This window comes from Mucilaginibacter yixingensis, from assembly GCF_041080815.1.
GTDB lineage: Bacteria > Bacteroidota > Bacteroidia > Sphingobacteriales > Sphingobacteriaceae > Mucilaginibacter > Mucilaginibacter yixingensis.
Map to the genome: position 1 here is coordinate 5,310,284 of NZ_CP160205.1, position 17,732 is coordinate 5,328,015.

The window sequence follows — 17,732 nt, forward strand, 5'->3', positions numbered from 1 at the left end:
CCGTCTATGATAATAAATAGACTGAAACAGATTATGAAAAGTAGATATTTGATGCGCGCTGCCCTGAGTGGTTTATTTGTGTTGATGGTAGCATTTACTGCCAGCGCACAACGTCATGGCGGTGGCGGCGGAGGCTCCCACGGTGGTGGTGGTTTCCATGGCGGCGGCGGTTTTCACGGTGGTGGCGGCGGTTTTCACGGCGGCGGTTCATTTAGTCGAGGTGGTGGTTCGTTCCACGGCGGCGGCTCGTTTAACCGCGGTACTGCACCATCGGCACATTATGGCGCCCCACGTTCTGTTGGTCCACGTACTATGAGTGTAGCGCCACAAAACAGAGCCGGCTTACGGGCCTACAGTGCGCGTCCGGGCATTAATGGCAGTCCGGCAGGTCCGGCTTACCGTGGTGCTTACAGAGGCGGTGTTGGCGTAAGAGGTTCTTACGGTTACAGGTATCGTCCTTATTCATATGGCGGTCGTACTTATTACCGTCCGTATAACCCGTTCTATCGTTATAACTACTTTAGCAGATATTACTATCCGCGCTTAGGTTTCCACCTGGGAGTGTTGCCATACGGTTACTACCCATTTTGGTGGGGCGGCGCAGAGTACTTCTACAGCGATGGTTATTATTACCAGTATGACAATGACCAGTATACCGTAGTAGAGCCGCCGCTGGGTGCAATATTGAGCCAGTTACCTGCGGGTGCCCAATCACTGATGATTGATGGCGAACAGTACTACGAGCTGAATGGTGTTTACTACCAGGCGGTAACTAAAGACGACGGTTCTACCGGTTATCAGGTTGCCGGTAAAGACGGCCAGTTAACCACCGGCGCAGCCGACAACGGTCAGTATGATGACAATGGTCAGTATCAGCAAGATGATAATGGTTACCAATATCAGTCGCAGCCCCAGTCGCAACCACAACAACAGCAAAATGTTGATGGCCCGCTTAGGGTAGGTGATGTAGTGGGCAGCTTGCCACCAAGAACTTCAAAAGTGAAGATTGATGGCCAAGCCTACTACCTGTCTCAAGATGGTTACTATTTCCAGGAAGACCGCGATCAAAGCGGCCGCAAAATATACCGTGTAGCCGGCACAGCCAGCGAAGGTTTACAACAATAAGATTTGATGTAGCGTTTTTTTGAAGGTGATTGTTGATGAGGGGGATGATACAGGGATGTATCATCCCTTTTGTTTTGGGGGCGTTACTGCTCCTTGTCATTGCGAGGAACTGCGGAGAAGGTGGGCCGGGGAGACGAAGCAATCTCGTCGCGTGTAAGTCCGATAGGCGTGTCTGAATGTCCTTCGACGAGATTGCTTCGCAGCGCCTTTGCTCAGGCCTTACGCTGCTGCTCGCAATGACACGGTGTAAAGAAATAAAAAGGAGAAGGCTGCCATTGGCAGCCTTCTCCTTTTTATATATAATGCAGATATTTTACCCTCTCACCTGCCCGTCACCCAGTACCACCCATTTGTAGCTGGTCAGCTCTGCCAGACCCATTGGGCCGCGGGCGTGGAGCTTTTGGGTGCTGATACCGATCTCTGCACCCAGGCCAAATTGGGCGCCGTCGGTAAAGGCGGTAGATACGTTGGCGTATACGGCAGCGGCATCAACCTTATTTAAAAATTCGGCAATATGCAGCGGGTTCTCAGATACAATAGCTTCGCTGTGTTTAGAGCTGTTGATGGCAATGTACTCCAGCGCTTCCTCAAAGCTATCTACAGTTTTGATAGCCATTTTTAGCGACAAGAACTCGGTGCCAAAATGCTCCGGCTCGGCATGCTCTAACAAGGCAGCGGGGTAGCCACCATCCAGCGCTGCATAAGCACGGTCATCCGCATAAATAATTACCTCTTTCTCTGTTAACGGCTGTGTGATTTGCGGTAACGATGGTAGTAAGGCTTTATGAATAATCAGGCAGTCGAGCGTATTGCAAACGCTTGGTCTGCGGGTTTTAGAGTTGAAAACAATAGGTGCCAGTTTGGCTATATCGGCGCTGTCATCACCATAAGTGTGTACAATGCCTGCACCGGTTTCAATTACCGGTACTTTACTGTTTTGACGCACAAAGTTGATTAATCCCTGGCTTCCGCGAGGAATCAGTACGTCAATAAACCCAATGGCATCCAACAGGGCAGCGGTGGCTTCGCGCTCGGCCGGCAACAGGGTTGCTGCGTTAACATCAATGCCATGTTGCTGCAATACCGAGTGGATTACCTCAACAATGGCCTTGTTAGAAAACTCCGCATCGCTGCCGCCTTTCAGCACAGCCACGTTGCCGGTTTTAAAGCATAGCGTAAAGACGTCAAAGGTAACATTCGGGCGTGCCTCATAGATTACCCCTACAACGCCAAGCGGTACCCGCACGCGCGAGATGCTCAGGCCGTTAGGCATGGTTTTTTCGTCCAGCAGTTCGCCAACCGGGTTTTCCAGGTCGGCCACGTTGCGTATTTCGGCAGCAATGCCGGCAATGCGATCGGGGGTTAGCTGCAGGCGGTCATATTTCGGGTCGGCCGGGTCCATGCGGTTCAGATCTTTCTGGTTTTCCTGCAATAGTCGGTCGGTTTGCGCTACGGCTGCGTCGGCCACGTCAAGCAAAACGGCGGTAATCACCTCGTTGCTTAAGCCGGCAATGTTGCGTGCAGCCTGTTGCGCGTTCTCAAAATATTTCCTGTAGTCCATATCAGTTACGCGTTCAAATACAAATAATCATAATGCACCAGTGGGCGCTGTTTTTTCTGGCCAATGCGCTCGCGGGCTTTGTCGGCGCCATATTCGGCTATGCCTAAACCCACTTGCCTGCCCTGCTCATCAATCAGCCTGATAATGTCGCCTTTTTGAAAATCGGCTTCAATATTTATTACGCCAATAGGCAGTAAACTGGTGGCTTTTTGTGAGGTTAGAACCTCGCGGGCGCCATCATTTATTTTTACTACTCCTTTGGCAAAATTTTCTGAATGGGCAATCCATTTCTTTTTGCCAGAGGTGTTTTTATTAGGAACAAAGTGGGTGTGAGTAGCTTTACCGGCCAGCACGTCGGTCAAAATACCATCGCGGGTGCCATTGGCAATGTGTACGCTGATACCTAGCTGCGCCACTTTTTGCGCCATGTGCGATTTGGTGAGCATGCCGCCCCTGCCAAACTGCGATTTACCCGAGGTAATAAACGAGGCCAGCGATGTTGCCGAGCCTTCAATCCGTTCAATTACCTTGGTGCCAGGCGTTTTTGGGTCGCCATCATAAATGCCATCCACGTTGCTGAGGATAATAAGTGCCTGGGCGTTCAGCATAGAGGCAATCAAACCGGCCAGTTCATCATTATCGGTAAACATCAGCTCGGTTACAGATACCACGTCATTCTCGTTCACCACCGGGATTACGCCATGCTGCAGCAAGATCTCCAAACAGTTTTTCATGTTGAGATAATGCATGCGGTCACGAAAATCCTCTTTGGTTACCAACACCTGCGAGCACAGCAGTTGGTATTTCTCAAACAGATGCGAGTAGGTATTGATGAGCTTTACCTGCCCGATTGATGCCAGCAACTGGCGTGTGGCCACGGCGTTTACTTTCTCATCAATTGTAATCAAACTACGGCCTGAGGCTACAGCTCCTGACGACACCAGGATCACCTCGCGCCCCTGCTTTTTAATGGCAGCAATTTGATCTACCAGGTGACTGATACGCGCACCATCAGGCAATCCATTTTTTTGTGTGAGCACATTGGAGCCTATTTTAATGATAACGCGTTGATACTGGTGAGACATAAGGCCGCTAATATACGCCAAATGCTACTAAAATTGAAGGCTGAACGGGCACGGAACGGCGTTTAAGTATCACTTTCGCGTCATTTAAACAAGCGCAAGCCTTATCTTTACCACTATGCAGAAAAGAACCGGCAAAGGTAAAATGCCACGAGCGGCAAAAACGGCACTGATATTATTGGCCGTTATTTTGGCGCTGGTGTTGTTAATGCAAAGTCCGTCGCTTACAGAGCAGCTTTACTCCAACGGTATCTATCATTTGTTTTGCTGGGTGCTGCGACCGCTTACCTGTATCTTTCCTTTTAGTTTGGGCGATGTGTTTTATGTGGTGCTGATACTCTATATCATGGTCGGCATAGTCCACTTCTTTAGATACTTGTTCACTAAACGCCACGCTGAGCTAAGGAAGCTGCTGCTAAAAGGCGTAGTGGTTTTTGAATTGGCCTGGCTGGCTTTTTACTGTTTTTGGGGGATGAATTATTACCGTCCGGCGGCGGCAGAGCTGCTCGATCTGAAGGATACTTCTTACCGGATGGAGGATGTGGTTAAAGTAACTAGTCTGATTATTGACAGCGCCAACGCTTGTCGCGCCCAGCTAACACCAGCCGAACTGGCCGACAAAGACAATAATTTCTATAATACATCGCTGGTGGCGGTTAAGAATTTATCGGCCATCTCTCCAAAATTTCAAACCATTTTGCCGCGATTAAAACCCTCGATGATTAGTTTGATAATTAGCTATATGGGTACATCCGGCTATTATAACCCATTCACCTCAGAAGCACAGATCAATACGCTGATGCCATCATTTGAAAAGCCGTTTGTGGCCTGCCATGAGCTGAGCCACCAAACCGGTTGGGGGCGCGAGGATGAAGCTAATTTTGCCGGATACCTGGCCGGCACGCAATCAAACGATAAGTTGCTGCGCTACTCCAGCTATTACGCCGGTATTGAAGAATTTATGCGATACCTGCGCCTGCGCGATACCATTGCACATAAGGTGTTGGTAAAACGAATTTCGCCCCTGGTAATACTGGATTTTAAGGCCGATAGCGCGCATTGGGCAAAATATCAGGGTAATGCCTCAATGGTATCGGGACTGTTTTATGACCGGTTTTTGAAAATGAACAATCAGCCGCACGGGTTACATACCTACAACCGCATGATCCGGCTTACCATGGCCTGGTACCGGCGCAGGTATCATATTTGGTAAGGTTGTTTTATTCGCTCCTTTCTATAGGGGAAATTTATTTACAATTTAATTACAAATTATTGTTTTACAGGAATTTATAGTGCCGATATTTGTAGTTGGGTAATGATTTTAATTCGGTAATTTAATTTCGCCGAAAATTGGTAAATTATCACTCAAAACCGGGACTTCAGGATATATAAAAAAATGCCAAGCCCCTGCGGTAATACTGCAGGGGCTCTTTTTTTAAAACAATAAACTAAAACTATAAAACAGATTATATAAAATCTAACCCGGCAAAATTGCGGGTAAGTATGGCGCTGTTATCTACCTCCAGCCATTTGGTAAGCAGGGTGGCGTATACATCTCTGAAATCTACTTTAAATTTAAGGTCGCCGCTGTCCAGATCGGTCAGGCTGGGGGCATCGTTATAAATACCGGCTTTGGCTAGTTTGCCGCCAAAAACAAACACGTTGTTGGCTGTGCCGTGATCGGTGCCGTTGCTGGCGTTTTGCTCTACCCGGCGACCAAACTCGCTGAAAGTCATAATCAGTGTATCGTCCAGTTTGCCGGTGGCTTTCAGGTCTTTTACAAAGGCGGCTACAGCATCAGCATAAACCTTCAACTGACGGCCCTGCTGGTCCATTTGGCCCACGTGGGTATCAAAGCCACCTAATGAAACGTAGTAAATCCGGGTATCTAGTCCGGAGTTGATGAATTTCGAAACATTCTTTAATTCATTGGCAAAGCCAGTGGCCGGGTAAGTGGCGGTAACGTTATAAGTTTTTGATGTTTTCTGTATGTAATCTGCCGATGAGTAGGTTTCTATCATGGTTTTATACAGATAGCCCAGGTTGTCTTCGCTTAAGTGCTCGGCAGCGTGCTGCTGCTGGATCAGGTTTTTAAAGAAGGGCTCGCGCGTGGTTTGGAAAAGACGGTTAGGGTCTTGCACGGCAATGCCTTTGAGCTTTTCGCCCTTCATGGCCAGCGAGAGCGTATCGTCTACCTCAATAACCAGGTAAGGCGTTTGTGCCGCTTTGTTATTTGCATCGAGATACCGGCCAATCCATCCGGTAGTTAAGAACTGGTTGGCATCGCTGGCTGTTTGCCAGATATCCATAGACCGAAAGTGTGATCGGTCCGGATTTGGGTAGCCTACCGCATTGATCACGCTCATCCATCCCTGGTCATATAATTCCTTTAGGGCGGCTAAGTTAGGATTGAGGCCCTGCATGTCATTCAGCGCTATAACGTTGGGTTGCTGTATGGCAATAGTCTTGCGTTTCTGGTAGTAAATATCATCGCAATAGGGCACAACGGTATTCAGTCCGTCGTTACCGCCTGAAAGCTGGATAACCACCAGATTTTTAAAACCGCTGAGTTGCGAGCCATCGGCAGCAAAAGCTTCAAATGGCTTTAGAAAAGCCGGCATCATTAAAGCGGTTGACGCCAGCGCGGTTTTCTTTAAAAACTCCCTTCTTTCCATGCAATTTTATATTTAATGAGTGAAGGAGTGAGTTGTGAATGAGTGAATAAAAGCAATCACTCATTCGCTCATTCACAATTCACTCATTGATTGAATTCACTCATTCGCTTAACATAACTGATACTCTGGTGTTGATACCACCTGTATCAACATGGTTTTTATATCTGGTGCACTGTTTACTTCGTCTAATACCCGGGCAGACATGGTTGGTTCCAGCATAAACTGGGCGATCTCCGGATGCGGTGTTTTTAGCGGGATCTTCTGGAAAAACCTGTCCCAGTCTGGCACCGTAAGCGTGCGTTTAATTACATTGAACTGCTGCCTTTTGGTGGCGGCCAGGTATGCCTGGTCTTCGGGTGTTGGCTTGCCGTTAAAATCAATTATTCCGGCGCTAAGTATAGTGCTGGGTATCTTCATGCGGTACATGAGCGATGAGCTGTCAATCCAGCTGCGCCCGCCCGGCCAGCCGGCCACGTTTGGCGGCCGGAACAATACCTGCCCCAATGTGCGCTGAAACTGCATCAGCACATCAGGGTTTTGATAATTCACATAAAACTGGCGATTCAATCCCACCAGAAACTCCACCGGCGATTTGATGAGGTTGCCAATGTTCTTATCGTCATAAAACCAATCGGCCGTAAAAACAAATTCCAACAGTGGCGTAATCTCGTAGTTGTTTTTGTAAAACAGATCGGCCATCTGGCTAATGTGTCCATCATCTGGTATATCATTTACCAGATAACGGTACAGCTTGGTGCAGATATACTTTGCCGTAACCGGGTTTTTGATGATGATATCGATGATGTCTTCGCCGCAAAAATTGGCCTGGTTACCCAAAAAAGTTTTAACGCCTGTATCATGCACGCCCGGCCTGAAAACAAACGAGGCCGTTTTGCCATCATACTGCCAGCCGGTAAATGCCCGGGCCGACTCTTTAATGTCCTGCTCGGTATAATTGCCGCGCCCCATGGTGAAAAGCTCCATCAGTTCGCGAGCAAAATTCTCATTCGGGTGGTTTTTAACGTTTTGCTGATTGTTCAAAAACTGCAGCATGCCCGGTGCTTGTGATACCTGGATGAGCATGGTTTTGAAATTTCCCAGTGCATTGGCGCGCTCAATATTATTCAGCTGTTGCTCATAATAAGAGTTGCCAATGTTACAGGCAAAATGGTTGTGCCAAAACAGCGTCATCTTCTCGCGCAGCTGCGCATCACTGGTAGACATTTGCTGCATCCATGTATTGTTAAGGGCTTTCTCCTGCTTGTTGCGCTCCTCTTGTATGGCTTTCTTTTCGTCTTCTGATTGATTGGGATGGTAACGTAAATCCAGGTTCTCTGTCACCACCTTGATGTTTTGTATCTGCACAGATGCCTCAAAAAGTTTTTTTGCGGCTTTTTTTACAGACCAATTTTCATGCTGATGCAAATCTTCAAACCGGATACCAAAGCCAGCACGGGCATATAGGTGTTTTATTTGCCTGGAATTGTTCATAGATGCAGGGGTATTAAATACTAAGACTCTGTATGTTAGAAAAAGTTTGAAAAATTTTGATTAATAAATCAGTCAGAATTTATTGTTTAGTATTACTTTTAATACAGATTGACCAAATCTTAATCGCAATGAAAAGAATTATTATGCCGGCCATACTATGGCTGGGTGTTACCTCCGTGCAGGCCCAAACTCCTGTGGCCAAACCTCTAGCCTACGGTAAAATTGATAAAGCAGATCTGACAATGACCGGGTGTGACTTTGAAAAAGATGCCAATGCCATGGTGCTTATTGATAAGGGCGACCTTTATTATGACCAGGAGCTGAATATTACCGAAGATGTGCATAAACGCATAAAAATTTTTAATGAGAATGGTAAAAAGGAAGCCAACATCCGCATTACTTATATTACCAGCAATCGTTATGAATTTATTACCAACCTGCAGGCAGAAACCATCAACCTGAATGATAAGGGCGAGGTAGAGATTACCAAGCTGGATAAAAAGGTTCTGTATAATGAAACGGTAGATAAATACACCTCGGCCATGGTGTTCTCATTCCCTAACGTAAAGCCAGGTTCGGTAATTGAATACAAATACACGCTTAACCGTCATAGCATGTCATCTATCCCCGCCTGGTATTTTCAAAGTACGTTGCCGGTACGCTACAGCGAGCTGCGCACGTCAATCCCTGAGTATTTTTATTTCAGGCCACAACTTCGGATGCGCGATGCTTTTGCTGTGAATGAAAACTCTGCCGAAACCAAGTCACTGGGTTCCGGCTCAAACCCACTCACCTTTAACTGCTCTGTAGACACCCGCGTAGCAGTTAATGTGCGCTCTATGCCTACTGAGCCATATATGCGCTCGTTAACAGACAATCTGGAGAGAATCAGCTTTCAGTTTGTTTCGTTTAAACCACCGGTGGGTTTTGTTGAAACCTTTTCTGATACCTGGGATAAAGTTGGTACAGGCCTGACTGATGATGAAGACTTTGGCGCACAGTTAAAACGCAAACTGGCAGGCGAAGAAGCAATTATAGCCAAGGCGAAAGGGATGCATACCGACCAGGAAAAAATTAGCTACCTGTTTAATGAGGTGAAAAACGGCATGAAATGGGACGGCTATGACCGTTGGTACACCAACGATGGTACGGTTAAAGCCTGGGACAGAAAATCAGGTAACTCTACAGAGATTAATCTGATCCTGTATCACCTGCTCAAACAATCGGGGGTAAAGGCCTATCCAATGGTGGTAAGCACGCGGTCTCACGGGGCAGTTAATCCGGCGTTTACCGATATCAATCAGTTTAACCGCGGTGTGGTTTATATACCAGTAGATAGCCTGCACAGATATGTGCTAGATGCGACCAGCAAGTATAACAGTTACTGCGAGGTGCCCGATAACCTGTTGGGGTCTGAAGGTTTTTATATAGATAAGGAAAGCAAAACCTCTGACCTGGTATTTTTAAACCAGGTTAACCCGGTTTTGCAGCTGGTTAATGTTCAGGCTGATATTAAAGCTGATGGCAGCATGGCCGGAATGGCAATGATTAAAAGCTACAGCTATAATCGCCTGAGCGGTATTGAACGCTATAAGACCGATGGCGAACAGAAGTTTATAGACTATTTGCGTAATAATGATAATACGTTAAAAATAGCCTCCTTAAAATTGGAGAACATGGAAACAGATACGTTGCCATTGGTTCAAAATATCGACTTTAAAAAGGAGCTTACCGGCTCTGACGGTAACTACATCTACTTTGTACCAAGCGTGTTTGTTCCATTACGCAATAACCCGTTTGTAAACGAAGAGCGTTGGTCTGACATTGATTTTGGTTACCGCAATAATTTTAGCCTGACCGGTGTTTACAACCTACCGGCGGGCTATAAGTCAGAAACGTTGCCACAATCAGTTTCCCTTGAAATGCCCGATCATAGCATTAGTTTCCGCCGTATTGTTGGCGAGCAGAATAACAGCATATTCGTGCGCTATGTTATCGACCTGAAAAATACGGTATATTTTAAGGAGGATTATGCCGGTATCCATGAGTTCTACAAAAAAATGGGAGAGCTGATTAACGAACCCATTGCCCTTAAAAAAGCTGCAGAATAATGATAGGAAGGTTAATAAAAGGCTTTGCTTTTGCGGGTGTACTGGCATTGCCTTACCTGGCTATTGCTCAGGACAAAAATTTGCCTAAAGAGTATTATCAGGCAGCGGCCATTCCTGATTCATTGAAAAAGGATGCGCATGTGGTTACCCGTTATTCATACCAGGAAATAGTAATCAAGGCACCCGGACGCGAGGTGATAAAAACGCATGATATAACTACCATTCTGGATGAGAAAGGCGATAAAGCCGCGCAGATGATTTTGCCTTACAATAAAAAATTTGGCACGATAGACGATGTAGAAATGCGCGTTTATAATGCAAACGGTCAGCTGATCAAAAAGTATAAAAAAAGCGATATGTATGATCACTCTGCCGTTGGCGGAGAAACAGTTTATACTGATGACAGAGTATTGTTGCTGGAACATACAGTAGCTACATACCCCTGCACAATAGAAACGGTGTATGTAGAAGATAACAACAGTTACATGAATGTAGGTAGCTGGAAGATCAGTGATGCTACCGATGATAACGCCACCCAGTTAAGTATCTGCAAGGTTGTAGTAAACCCGGCTATCGGCTTTCGGTACAAAAATCAAAACACAGATATAAAGCCCGAGAAAAGCACTCAAGACGGCATGGATGTATATACCTGGCAGGTGCAAAACCTTAAAGCCGAAAAAACTGAAGAATCAGGCGTGCCAGGCTGGCTTTCTACTAAAAGCGTAGAATTTGCTGCCGATAAGTTTGAGTATTATGGCATCCCCGGCCAAATGAACAATTGGCAAAACTATGGTAAATGGATAGGCGGACTTACCGCCGATGTTAATTCGCTCAGTCCGGCACGAGCTGCAGAAGTCAAAGCCATGACCGATACCATAAAGAACGACAAAGACAAGGCCCGCTTTTTATACCATTACATGCAGCAAAATATGCGATATGTAAGCGTGCAGCTGGGCATTGGCGGTTTAAAGCCTTTCCCTGCTACGTTTGTAGACGAGAAAAAATATGGCGATTGCAAAGCGCTGGTTAACTACATGTATGCCCTGTTAAAGGCAGCTGGTATACCGTCTTATTATGCAGTTGTACAGGCTGGCACTAATGGGCAGCCTGCCGATCCGGCGTTTACTTATGACTCTTTTAACCATATTATTTTGTGCATGCCCATGAAAGGTGATACCACCTGGCTGGAATGTACTAATATGCAGCAACCCTTCGGAAAATTGGGCTCATTTACAGAAAATCGTAATGCAGTATTGATTACCGAAGATGGCGGCAAGCTGGTGAACACCCCACGCAGCCAGATGGCCGAAAATAGTTTAGATGGGCTAGTGCATTTAAGGCTTTTTGCCGATGGCAGCGCCAAGGCCAATATTAAACTACAGGCTACCGGCGACGACAGGGAGTTGTACACGGAGCTGGCCGCTCAAAAGGCGGATTTTCAGAAAAGTTACCTGATGAAAAATCTCAAGATCAAGCAACCATCTGTTTTTGAACTTAAAGATGCCCCAGACGTAGGCGGCGTTAAAGAGACGGATATTGAGCTGGAGTATGATAGTTTTTGTGATCTGCTGGCAGGCAATAAGCAGTTCTACCGCCCAAGCGTGCTGGATTTATGGAGTAACACGCTGAAGGATACCGAGAAGCGTAAATATGATTACTATTTTGATTACCCTATGCAGAAGAGCTGCGTAACCATTATAGATCTGCCTCAGGATTTTGATGTGGAAAGTTTACCGGCAGATGTAAGCCTTAAATTTACTTATGGCGATTATCAGGCATCATATAAATATGACACGGCTAAGAACCAGGTTACCAGCACCACCCATTTTAAATTAAATGATCAGGTAGTACCAGCAGCAAAATATGCCGAAATGCAGGCTTATATGGAAAATATAGCCAAAGCGCAAAACAGAAAGCTGGTGATAAAAAGAAAGAGCTAATTTAGCCCTCATGATATTTGCCCTTGACAAGCGCCTGATATTCCCCAACCCCGAGCTGGCCGAAGACGACGGCCTGTTGGCCGTGGGTGGAGATCTGTCTATCGGGCGCTTGTTACTGGCTTATCAAAACGGGATCTTTCCATGGTATAGTGATGAAACGCCCATCTTGTGGTACTCGCCGCATGAGCGTTTTGTGCTTTTCCCGGCCGAACTGAAAATTTCTAAAAGTATGCAGCAGGTGCTGCGCTCGGGCAAATTCCGCATTAGTTTTGATGAGGATTTTGAAGGGGTGATTGGCAATTGTTCTGCTATTGGTCGTAAAGACCAGGACGGTACCTGGATTACCGCTGATATGCGCGCGGCCTACCTTAACCTGCATCGTGCCGGTCACGCGCACTCGGTAGAGGTTTGGCAAGGTGATGAATTGGTGGGCGGTTTGTACGGCGTACAGGTAAACCAGGTGTTTTGCGGCGAGAGCATGTTCAGTAAGGCAAGTAATGCTTCTAAAGCGGCCCTCATTTGGCTGTGTACTCATAAAGATTTTAGGTTGATTGACTGCCAGGTGCATACCGAACATCTGAAATCAATGGGTGCACGGATGATTAGCCGGGAGGAGTATTGCGGGCATTTAGATTTTTAAACCAAAATGCTAAAAATATTGGTTAAAGATAATTAGCTTTGTACCATGCAGTCAGCAGTCCCGGTTAAAGAGCGTATTATTTTAGGTATAGACCCAGGTACGGCCGTTATGGGTTACGGACTGGTAAAAGAAACCGGTAACAAGCTGGAGTTGATAAGCCTGGGTGTGGTAAAAATGGCCAATCTTGATGATCACAATCTGAAATTGCAACGCATCTTTGAGAAAACGGTAGCCCTGATTGATAATTACCACCCTGATTGCCTGGCTATTGAAGCGCCATTTTATGGCAAGAATATACAGGTGATGTTAAAATTGGGTAGGGCACAAGGGGTGGCTATAGCAGCGGCGCTATCGCGCAGTTTGTCTATTTGCGAGTATGCACCACGCAAGATCAAGCAATCCATCACCGGAAATGGTAATGCCACCAAAGAGCAAGTGGCCGCCATGCTGCAAACCTTGTTGAAATTTAAAGAAACACCTGAGTTTCTGGATGCAACGGATGGATTGGCCGTTGCCGTTTGCCATAGCTTCCAAAAAATTAGCACCGGGCGTGGCGGTAAAGTTAGTTACTCTGGCTGGGAGGCTTTTGTGAAGGATAATAACACACGCGTAACATCACCCTTAAAAATAAAGAAACAGTAATAAGTTACTGGCGGCTATTGAACCAGAAATCTTAGTGAAGTTAAGGGATAAATCTATACCGCTGCTTCTAATGATCCGGCTACGGTTTTCTCAATCATGTTATTGATAGCTGTAATAGTTGCTGATGGCTTAGTGGCTGCAGGTTTCAAAGCCTCGGCATAAATAAACTCATCAACACCCAGTGCTTGCAATAATGCGTCTGTGCTGATATGCCAGGCTTGTTTGTAACAGTAAACCTTTATTTTGCTGTAATAGGCGTTGGCTTTGAATCTGCGCAGAATTTTTTCCAGGTCGTTCCCCAGAAAATCATAATCAAAAATTACCGATGCCGGCTTAAACTCATTAATGGCCGGAAAAATGCGCATAGCCGTGGTGACGTGCATCACCTCGTTTTTACTTGTTAGTTGAATAACGGGCGACGAAGAAATAAAAATAGTTTTGCCTGATTTAATACGGAACATCGGAGTGTGACAATAGTTTTCGCACTATAAATATACCTGTAAAAAACAGTTTGTCAAGTGTTTATGAATCTGTGGTTGTAAATTAACCGTTGTGTTACATAGATTTAATATTGCTTAAAACCTAAGAAAGCCGCTCAGTGGCGGCTTTTTAGTTAAATAAAAGATTAACAACAGGTTACAATATTATACTGAAAACGTCTGTTATTATCGTGGCTTATTTCCCAATTTCAAAAACGGCGTTCACCTGCATGGTGAATTTCATAGGTCTGATACTAAGATCAGAATCGTCTGCAGAAGATCCGTCCATATATCCGGCAGATACATTAGCAGCTTTGAAAACACGCGCTTGCACAACAACATCACCGCCACTCATATCATTTAAAGTAATGTTGATTACGCTGCCTAATTTCTCATTCAGGGCGGTCAGCATATAAGTAGCTTTATCGCGTGCGGCTGTAAGGGCCAGTACATTTAACTCTTTCTTCAGCTCCGGCATTTTTGAATAATCGTAACCGGCAATATTGGTTGATTGGATACCTTTTGGGTCAACCTTGCTCAAGATCTCGTTATACTTATTCAGATCATGAAAGCGAATGTTATACTGTTTACTGGCCAGAAAATCTGGGTTCTTTTTTTTCTGGATCACGTAGTTGTATGATGACAGATTGTTAATGGTAAAATCAGCCTTCGGGATGCCCGCCTCGGCAATGGCTTTTTCCAACTGGCTTTCCAGCTGACTGATGCTCACCTTGTTCTTGCCATCCATATACTCTTTGAGCGAGATGGATACATTGATGATATCGGGGGTCACTTCTTTTTCGGCAATACCCGTCACTTCAATTTTGCGGCGCAGGTCTACACTTTGCGCAAATACTACAGTATTCAATAATAGCAGGGCTATAATAAAGCTTAACTTTTTCATGATTTTTTGTTTTTATTAGTATGATGCAGGTGGGTTTTGATTTCCACAAACATAACATATTTGTTACGGGGATGTTCTGGAGAAGGGTTTGTTAACAGTAAATACAAAGCATTAGGCCGTGCTTTCCGTCATGTCATGCTGAGCCCCGTCGAAGCATGGTGGGTGGGCCTTTCCGCGCGAGTCTTCGACAAGCTCAGACTGACAACCCTCTCGTTTGTCATTTCACTTTCACAGTCCCGCCGCCGGGATTCTATTACGAAGCATGACACGATGGATTGGCAGACCGCCTTACTTTTTTCCTCCTACCCATCTTTAATCTTGCTTCTTTATTCTTTACTCCCTCCCTTCTGTAACAAAAAAAATATAAATCCATATTCATTCTAAATAAAATATTTATCTTGATTGGCTGAGCACCGAGGCATTTCTATGCCGAAATTTACAGCAGTTTTTCACCTCTAACCCCGACGCATATTATGAATGTCGAGATCCTGGCCCGCGTGCAATTTGCATTTACCATTGCGTTCCACTATATCTATCCACCGTTAAGTATTGGTCTTGGTTTAATCATGGTTATCATGGAGGCCATGTACCTGCGTACCGGCAAAAAGCTGTATGAGCAGATGACCAAGTTTTTTGTGCGCATCTTCGCACTCATTTTTGGCATTGGCGTAGCTACCGGCATTGTAATGGAGTTTGAGTTTGGCACCAACTGGGCCGTTTACTCCAAATATGTGGGCGACGTGTTTGGCAGCGCACTGGCAGCCGAAGGTATTTTTGCCTTCGCGCTGGAATCAGGCTTTCTGGGCGTGCTGCTCTTCGGTTGGAACAAGGTACGCCCCTGGGTGCATTTTCTGGCTACGCTGATGGTAACCGTGGGTTCTATGTTTTCGGCCGTGTGGATTGTGGTGGCCAACTCGTGGCAGCAAACCCCGGCAGGTTTCCATATAGTAGGTACCGGCCTGAATGCCCGTGCACAGATTACCGATTTTTGGGCCATGGTGTTTAACCCATCATCAGTACAGCGTTTAACGCACGTATGGCTGGGCGCTTTCCTTTCCGGAGCCTTCCTGGTGTTGAGCATCAGCGCTTATTACCTGGTTAAAAGACGCCACCTGGAGTTTTCAAAGGCGGCTTTTAAAATATCATTAGTGGTGGCTACTGTTTGTTCACTGCTTCAACTGGTGGCTGGGCATGAATCTGCCAAAGTGGTGGCCGAGTATCAGCCTGCAAAACTAGCGGCGCTTGAGGGGCATTATCCTAAAGATAGCGTGGCCGATATGTATCTGTTTGGTTATGTAGATCAGAACAAGCAACAGGTAAAAGGTGTAGCCATTCCCGGCGGGTTGAGTTTTTTGACCAAAGGCGATTTTAAAAAGCCGGTAACCGGATTGAATAACTTTAAACCCGAGGATCGCCCGAAGGCCGTCAATTTTGTATTTCAGACCTACCACCTGATGGTGGCCTGCGGTATGCTGATGATTGGTCTTTCGCTGCTGGGCTGCTATTTGTGGTGGCGCGGTAAACTGTTTGAGCAACGCTGGTTGATGCGCATATTCGCCTTTTCGGTACTGCTACCACAAATTGCCAACCAGGTAGGTTGGTACAGTGCCGAAGTGGGCCGCCAGCCTTGGGTGGTGTATGGTTTGTTGCGTACATCAAAAGCACTATCGCAAGCGGTAACGGCAGGCGAGATTGTTTTCTCACTCATTCTGTTCAGCTGGGTGTACCTGGTGCTGTTCGTGTTGTTCATCTATATTCTGAACAAAAAGATTAAACACGGACCGTATGATGAGGAAAACCTTGACCACAGTCCGCGGCATATTGAGATGGTAGACGCGCTGTCGTAAACTCCTCCCGGCCTCCCCGAAAGGGAGGTGTATTAGAGTGAGGGAAGGCTCGTCTACAGCGGCCAGAGGCCGCGGGATAGTCGTCACTCGCGAAGACGCGAGCGACTGCGGGAAGATAAATTAATAAATAGCGATGGGTTTCAAACCCATCGTAACAAAGCATAAAAAGCGCTCCCCCTTTCGGGGGAGTTGGAGGGGGTATATGACATTTTTAGGCATAGATTATCAAACATGGTGGTTCCTGCTGATAGGCGCCGTATTTACCGGCTACATTATTCTTGATGGTTTTGATTTGGGTGCCGGGGCGCTGCACTTGTTCTTTGTGAAAGAGCAAAGCCGCAGGATTGTGCTCAACGCTATCGGGCCGGTGTGGGATGGTAACGAGGTGTGGATTGTTATTGGCGGTGGCGCGCTGTTTGCCGGCTTCCCGGTGGTGTATGCCACTATGCTGTCTGCCTTTTACGTTCCCTTTATGTTGTTTTTGCTGGGGATTATATTTAGGGCCATCTCCATTGAGTTTCGCAGTAAAGAGCCCATGTTCTGGTGGCGACGCATGTGGGATATCTGCTATACCTGCTCCAGCGCGTTGATTGCGTTTTTGTTAGGTTTGATTTTGGGCAACGTAATTGAAGGCATCAATGTTGGTCCCGATCATGTGTTTCACGGTAGTTTCCTGGACTTTTTTAACATGTATGCCATCCTGATGGGCATTACCACGCTGGCCCTGCTGATGATGCACGGCGCCATTTATTTGGTAATGAAAACCGAAGACCGACTTTACGCCAAACTCACCATCCTGGTGCGCGATACTACCATCTTCTTTGTCATCATGATTTTGCTTACCTCATTCTACACGCTGCTTTACGAGCCGCATATGGCCAAGGTAATCCGTAGTTTCCCAGAGTTGTTTGTTATCCCTGTAATGATGGTGCTGGCCATTGCCAACATTACCCGCCAAATAACCAAACGCAAGTATATCTATGCCTTCGTATCATCGGCAGTAACTATTAGCCTGCTGATGATCCTGGTTGCGATTGAGCTTTATCCAAACATGCTGTTAAGCAGCCAATCGCCGGCTAACCATTTAACTATCTACAACTCTTCATCGTCAGAAAAAACGTTGGGCATTATGCTCACGTTTGCCGCCATTGGCGTGCCGCTGGTGGTTGGCTACACTACCTTTGTGTTTATGACTTTTAAAGGCAAGGTGAAGCTGGATGAGATGAGTTATTAGA

Annotated in this window: 14 protein-coding genes; 8 read left to right on the plus strand and 6 right to left on the minus strand. The window is 46.2% G+C overall.

The window, feature by feature from the left end:
• The first annotated feature begins 33 nt into the window (after window positions 1–33).
• Window positions 34–1,125 carry a DUF6515 family protein gene (locus ABZR88_RS22160; RefSeq protein WP_146166603.1) on the plus strand — a complete coding sequence of 364 codons (1,092 nt, stop codon included), beginning with the start codon at window positions 34–36 and terminating at the stop codon, window positions 1,123–1,125.
• Window positions 1,126–1,438: 313 nt separating this feature from the next.
• On the opposite strand, the gene ABZR88_RS22165 is transcribed toward ABZR88_RS22160, so the two are convergent.
• Both ABZR88_RS22165 and proB read right to left on the minus strand, forming a co-directional pair.
• Window positions 1,439–2,686: a glutamate-5-semialdehyde dehydrogenase gene (locus ABZR88_RS22165; RefSeq protein ID WP_107831065.1), complete on the minus strand. Its 1,248-nt coding sequence runs from the start codon at window positions 2,684–2,686 to the stop codon at window positions 1,439–1,441.
• 5 nt (window positions 2,687–2,691) lie between these two features.
• On the minus strand, window positions 2,692–3,771 hold the full coding sequence (gene proB, locus ABZR88_RS22170) for a glutamate 5-kinase (RefSeq protein WP_107831063.1): 1,080 nt from the start codon (window positions 3,769–3,771) through the stop codon (window positions 2,692–2,694).
• Between the two features lie 115 nt (window positions 3,772–3,886).
• Between proB and ABZR88_RS22175 the strand changes: the two genes are divergently transcribed.
• Entirely contained in the window at window positions 3,887–4,981 is a 1,095-nt protein-coding gene (locus tag ABZR88_RS22175; protein ID WP_107831061.1) for a DUF3810 domain-containing protein, read from the plus strand.
• A gap of 253 nt (window positions 4,982–5,234) precedes the next feature.
• Here the strand turns inward: ABZR88_RS22175 and ABZR88_RS22180 are convergent, their stop codons facing one another.
• A complete protein-coding gene (locus ABZR88_RS22180; RefSeq protein WP_107831059.1) occupies window positions 5,235–6,443 on the minus strand; it encodes a DUF1501 domain-containing protein in 1,209 nt (402 codons plus the stop codon).
• A gap of 108 nt (window positions 6,444–6,551) precedes the next feature.
• Complete coding sequence (locus tag ABZR88_RS22185) at window positions 6,552–7,934, minus strand: DUF1800 family protein (protein WP_107831057.1); 1,383 nt, start codon at window positions 7,932–7,934, stop codon at window positions 6,552–6,554.
• A 128-nt stretch (window positions 7,935–8,062) separates the two neighbouring features.
• On the opposite strand from ABZR88_RS22185, the gene ABZR88_RS22190 reads away from it, so the two are divergent.
• The 4 genes from ABZR88_RS22190 to ruvC are packed head-to-tail and all read left to right on the plus strand — an operon-like array spanning window position 8,063 to window position 13,267.
• Window positions 8,063–10,045 (plus strand): DUF3857 domain-containing protein, encoded by a 1,983-nt coding sequence (locus tag ABZR88_RS22190; RefSeq protein ID WP_107831055.1) that lies wholly within the window; start codon window positions 8,063–8,065, stop codon window positions 10,043–10,045.
• Window positions 10,045–11,985, plus strand: a complete 1,941-nt coding sequence (locus ABZR88_RS22195; protein WP_107831053.1) for a DUF3857 domain-containing transglutaminase family protein — start codon at window positions 10,045–10,047, stop codon at window positions 11,983–11,985. The genes ABZR88_RS22190 and ABZR88_RS22195 overlap by 1 nt, the downstream gene beginning before the upstream one ends.
• 10 nt (window positions 11,986–11,995) lie before the next feature.
• Window positions 11,996–12,625, plus strand: a complete 630-nt coding sequence (gene aat / locus ABZR88_RS22200; RefSeq protein ID WP_107831051.1) for a leucyl/phenylalanyl-tRNA--protein transferase — start codon at window positions 11,996–11,998, stop codon at window positions 12,623–12,625.
• 45 nt (window positions 12,626–12,670) lie between these two features.
• The gene (gene ruvC / locus ABZR88_RS22205; protein ID WP_107831048.1) at window positions 12,671–13,267 is read left to right on the plus strand and encodes a crossover junction endodeoxyribonuclease RuvC; all 597 of its coding nucleotides are present in this window, start codon (window positions 12,671–12,673) and stop codon (window positions 13,265–13,267) included.
• 53 nt (window positions 13,268–13,320) lie between these two features.
• Here ruvC and ABZR88_RS22210 read toward each other — a convergent pair whose 3' ends face one another.
• Both ABZR88_RS22210 and ABZR88_RS22215 read right to left on the minus strand, forming a co-directional pair.
• Window positions 13,321–13,728 carry a hypothetical protein gene (locus tag ABZR88_RS22210; RefSeq protein WP_107831046.1) on the minus strand — a complete coding sequence of 136 codons (408 nt, stop codon included), beginning with the start codon at window positions 13,726–13,728 and terminating at the stop codon, window positions 13,321–13,323.
• A gap of 214 nt (window positions 13,729–13,942) precedes the next feature.
• Entirely contained in the window at window positions 13,943–14,650 is a 708-nt protein-coding gene (locus tag ABZR88_RS22215; RefSeq protein ID WP_107831044.1) for an SIMPL domain-containing protein, read from the minus strand.
• Window positions 14,651–15,123: 473 nt separating this feature from the next.
• Here ABZR88_RS22215 and ABZR88_RS22220 point away from each other — a divergent pair, with 473 nt between their 5' ends.
• Window positions 15,124–16,497, plus strand: coding sequence for a cytochrome ubiquinol oxidase subunit I (locus ABZR88_RS22220; protein WP_107831042.1), 1,374 nt, complete (start codon window positions 15,124–15,126; stop codon window positions 16,495–16,497).
• A 202-nt stretch (window positions 16,498–16,699) separates the two neighbouring features.
• On the plus strand, window positions 16,700–17,731 hold the full coding sequence (cydB, locus tag ABZR88_RS22225; RefSeq protein WP_107831040.1) for a cytochrome d ubiquinol oxidase subunit II: 1,032 nt from the start codon (window positions 16,700–16,702) through the stop codon (window positions 17,729–17,731).
• Window position 17,732: the final 1 nt, after the last annotated feature.

Excerpts from the sequence above, each read along its gene's own strand:
- ABZR88_RS22160 (WP_146166603.1), top strand. The coding sequence starts at position 34 with ATGAAAAGTAGATATTTGATGCGCGCTGCCCTGAGTGGTTTATTTGTG.
- ABZR88_RS22165 (WP_107831065.1), bottom strand. The coding sequence starts at position 2,686 with ATGGACTACAGGAAATATTTTGAGAACGCGCAACAGGCTGCACGCAAC.
- proB (WP_107831063.1), bottom strand. The coding sequence starts at position 3,771 with ATGTCTCACCAGTATCAACGCGTTATCATTAAAATAGGCTCCAATGTG.
- ABZR88_RS22175 (WP_107831061.1), top strand. The coding sequence starts at position 3,887 with ATGCAGAAAAGAACCGGCAAAGGTAAAATGCCACGAGCGGCAAAAACG.
- ABZR88_RS22180 (WP_107831059.1), bottom strand. The coding sequence starts at position 6,443 with ATGGAAAGAAGGGAGTTTTTAAAGAAAACCGCGCTGGCGTCAACCGCT.
- ABZR88_RS22185 (WP_107831057.1), bottom strand. The coding sequence starts at position 7,934 with ATGAACAATTCCAGGCAAATAAAACACCTATATGCCCGTGCTGGCTTT.
- ABZR88_RS22190 (WP_107831055.1), top strand. The coding sequence starts at position 8,063 with ATGAAAAGAATTATTATGCCGGCCATACTATGGCTGGGTGTTACCTCC.
- ABZR88_RS22195 (WP_107831053.1), top strand. The coding sequence starts at position 10,045 with ATGATAGGAAGGTTAATAAAAGGCTTTGCTTTTGCGGGTGTACTGGCA.
- aat (WP_107831051.1), top strand. The coding sequence starts at position 11,996 with ATGATATTTGCCCTTGACAAGCGCCTGATATTCCCCAACCCCGAGCTG.
- ruvC (WP_107831048.1), top strand. The coding sequence starts at position 12,671 with ATGCAGTCAGCAGTCCCGGTTAAAGAGCGTATTATTTTAGGTATAGAC.
- ABZR88_RS22210 (WP_107831046.1), bottom strand. The coding sequence starts at position 13,728 with ATGTTCCGTATTAAATCAGGCAAAACTATTTTTATTTCTTCGTCGCCC.
- ABZR88_RS22215 (WP_107831044.1), bottom strand. The coding sequence starts at position 14,650 with ATGAAAAAGTTAAGCTTTATTATAGCCCTGCTATTATTGAATACTGTA.
- ABZR88_RS22220 (WP_107831042.1), top strand. The coding sequence starts at position 15,124 with ATGAATGTCGAGATCCTGGCCCGCGTGCAATTTGCATTTACCATTGCG.
- cydB (WP_107831040.1), top strand. The coding sequence starts at position 16,700 with ATGACATTTTTAGGCATAGATTATCAAACATGGTGGTTCCTGCTGATA.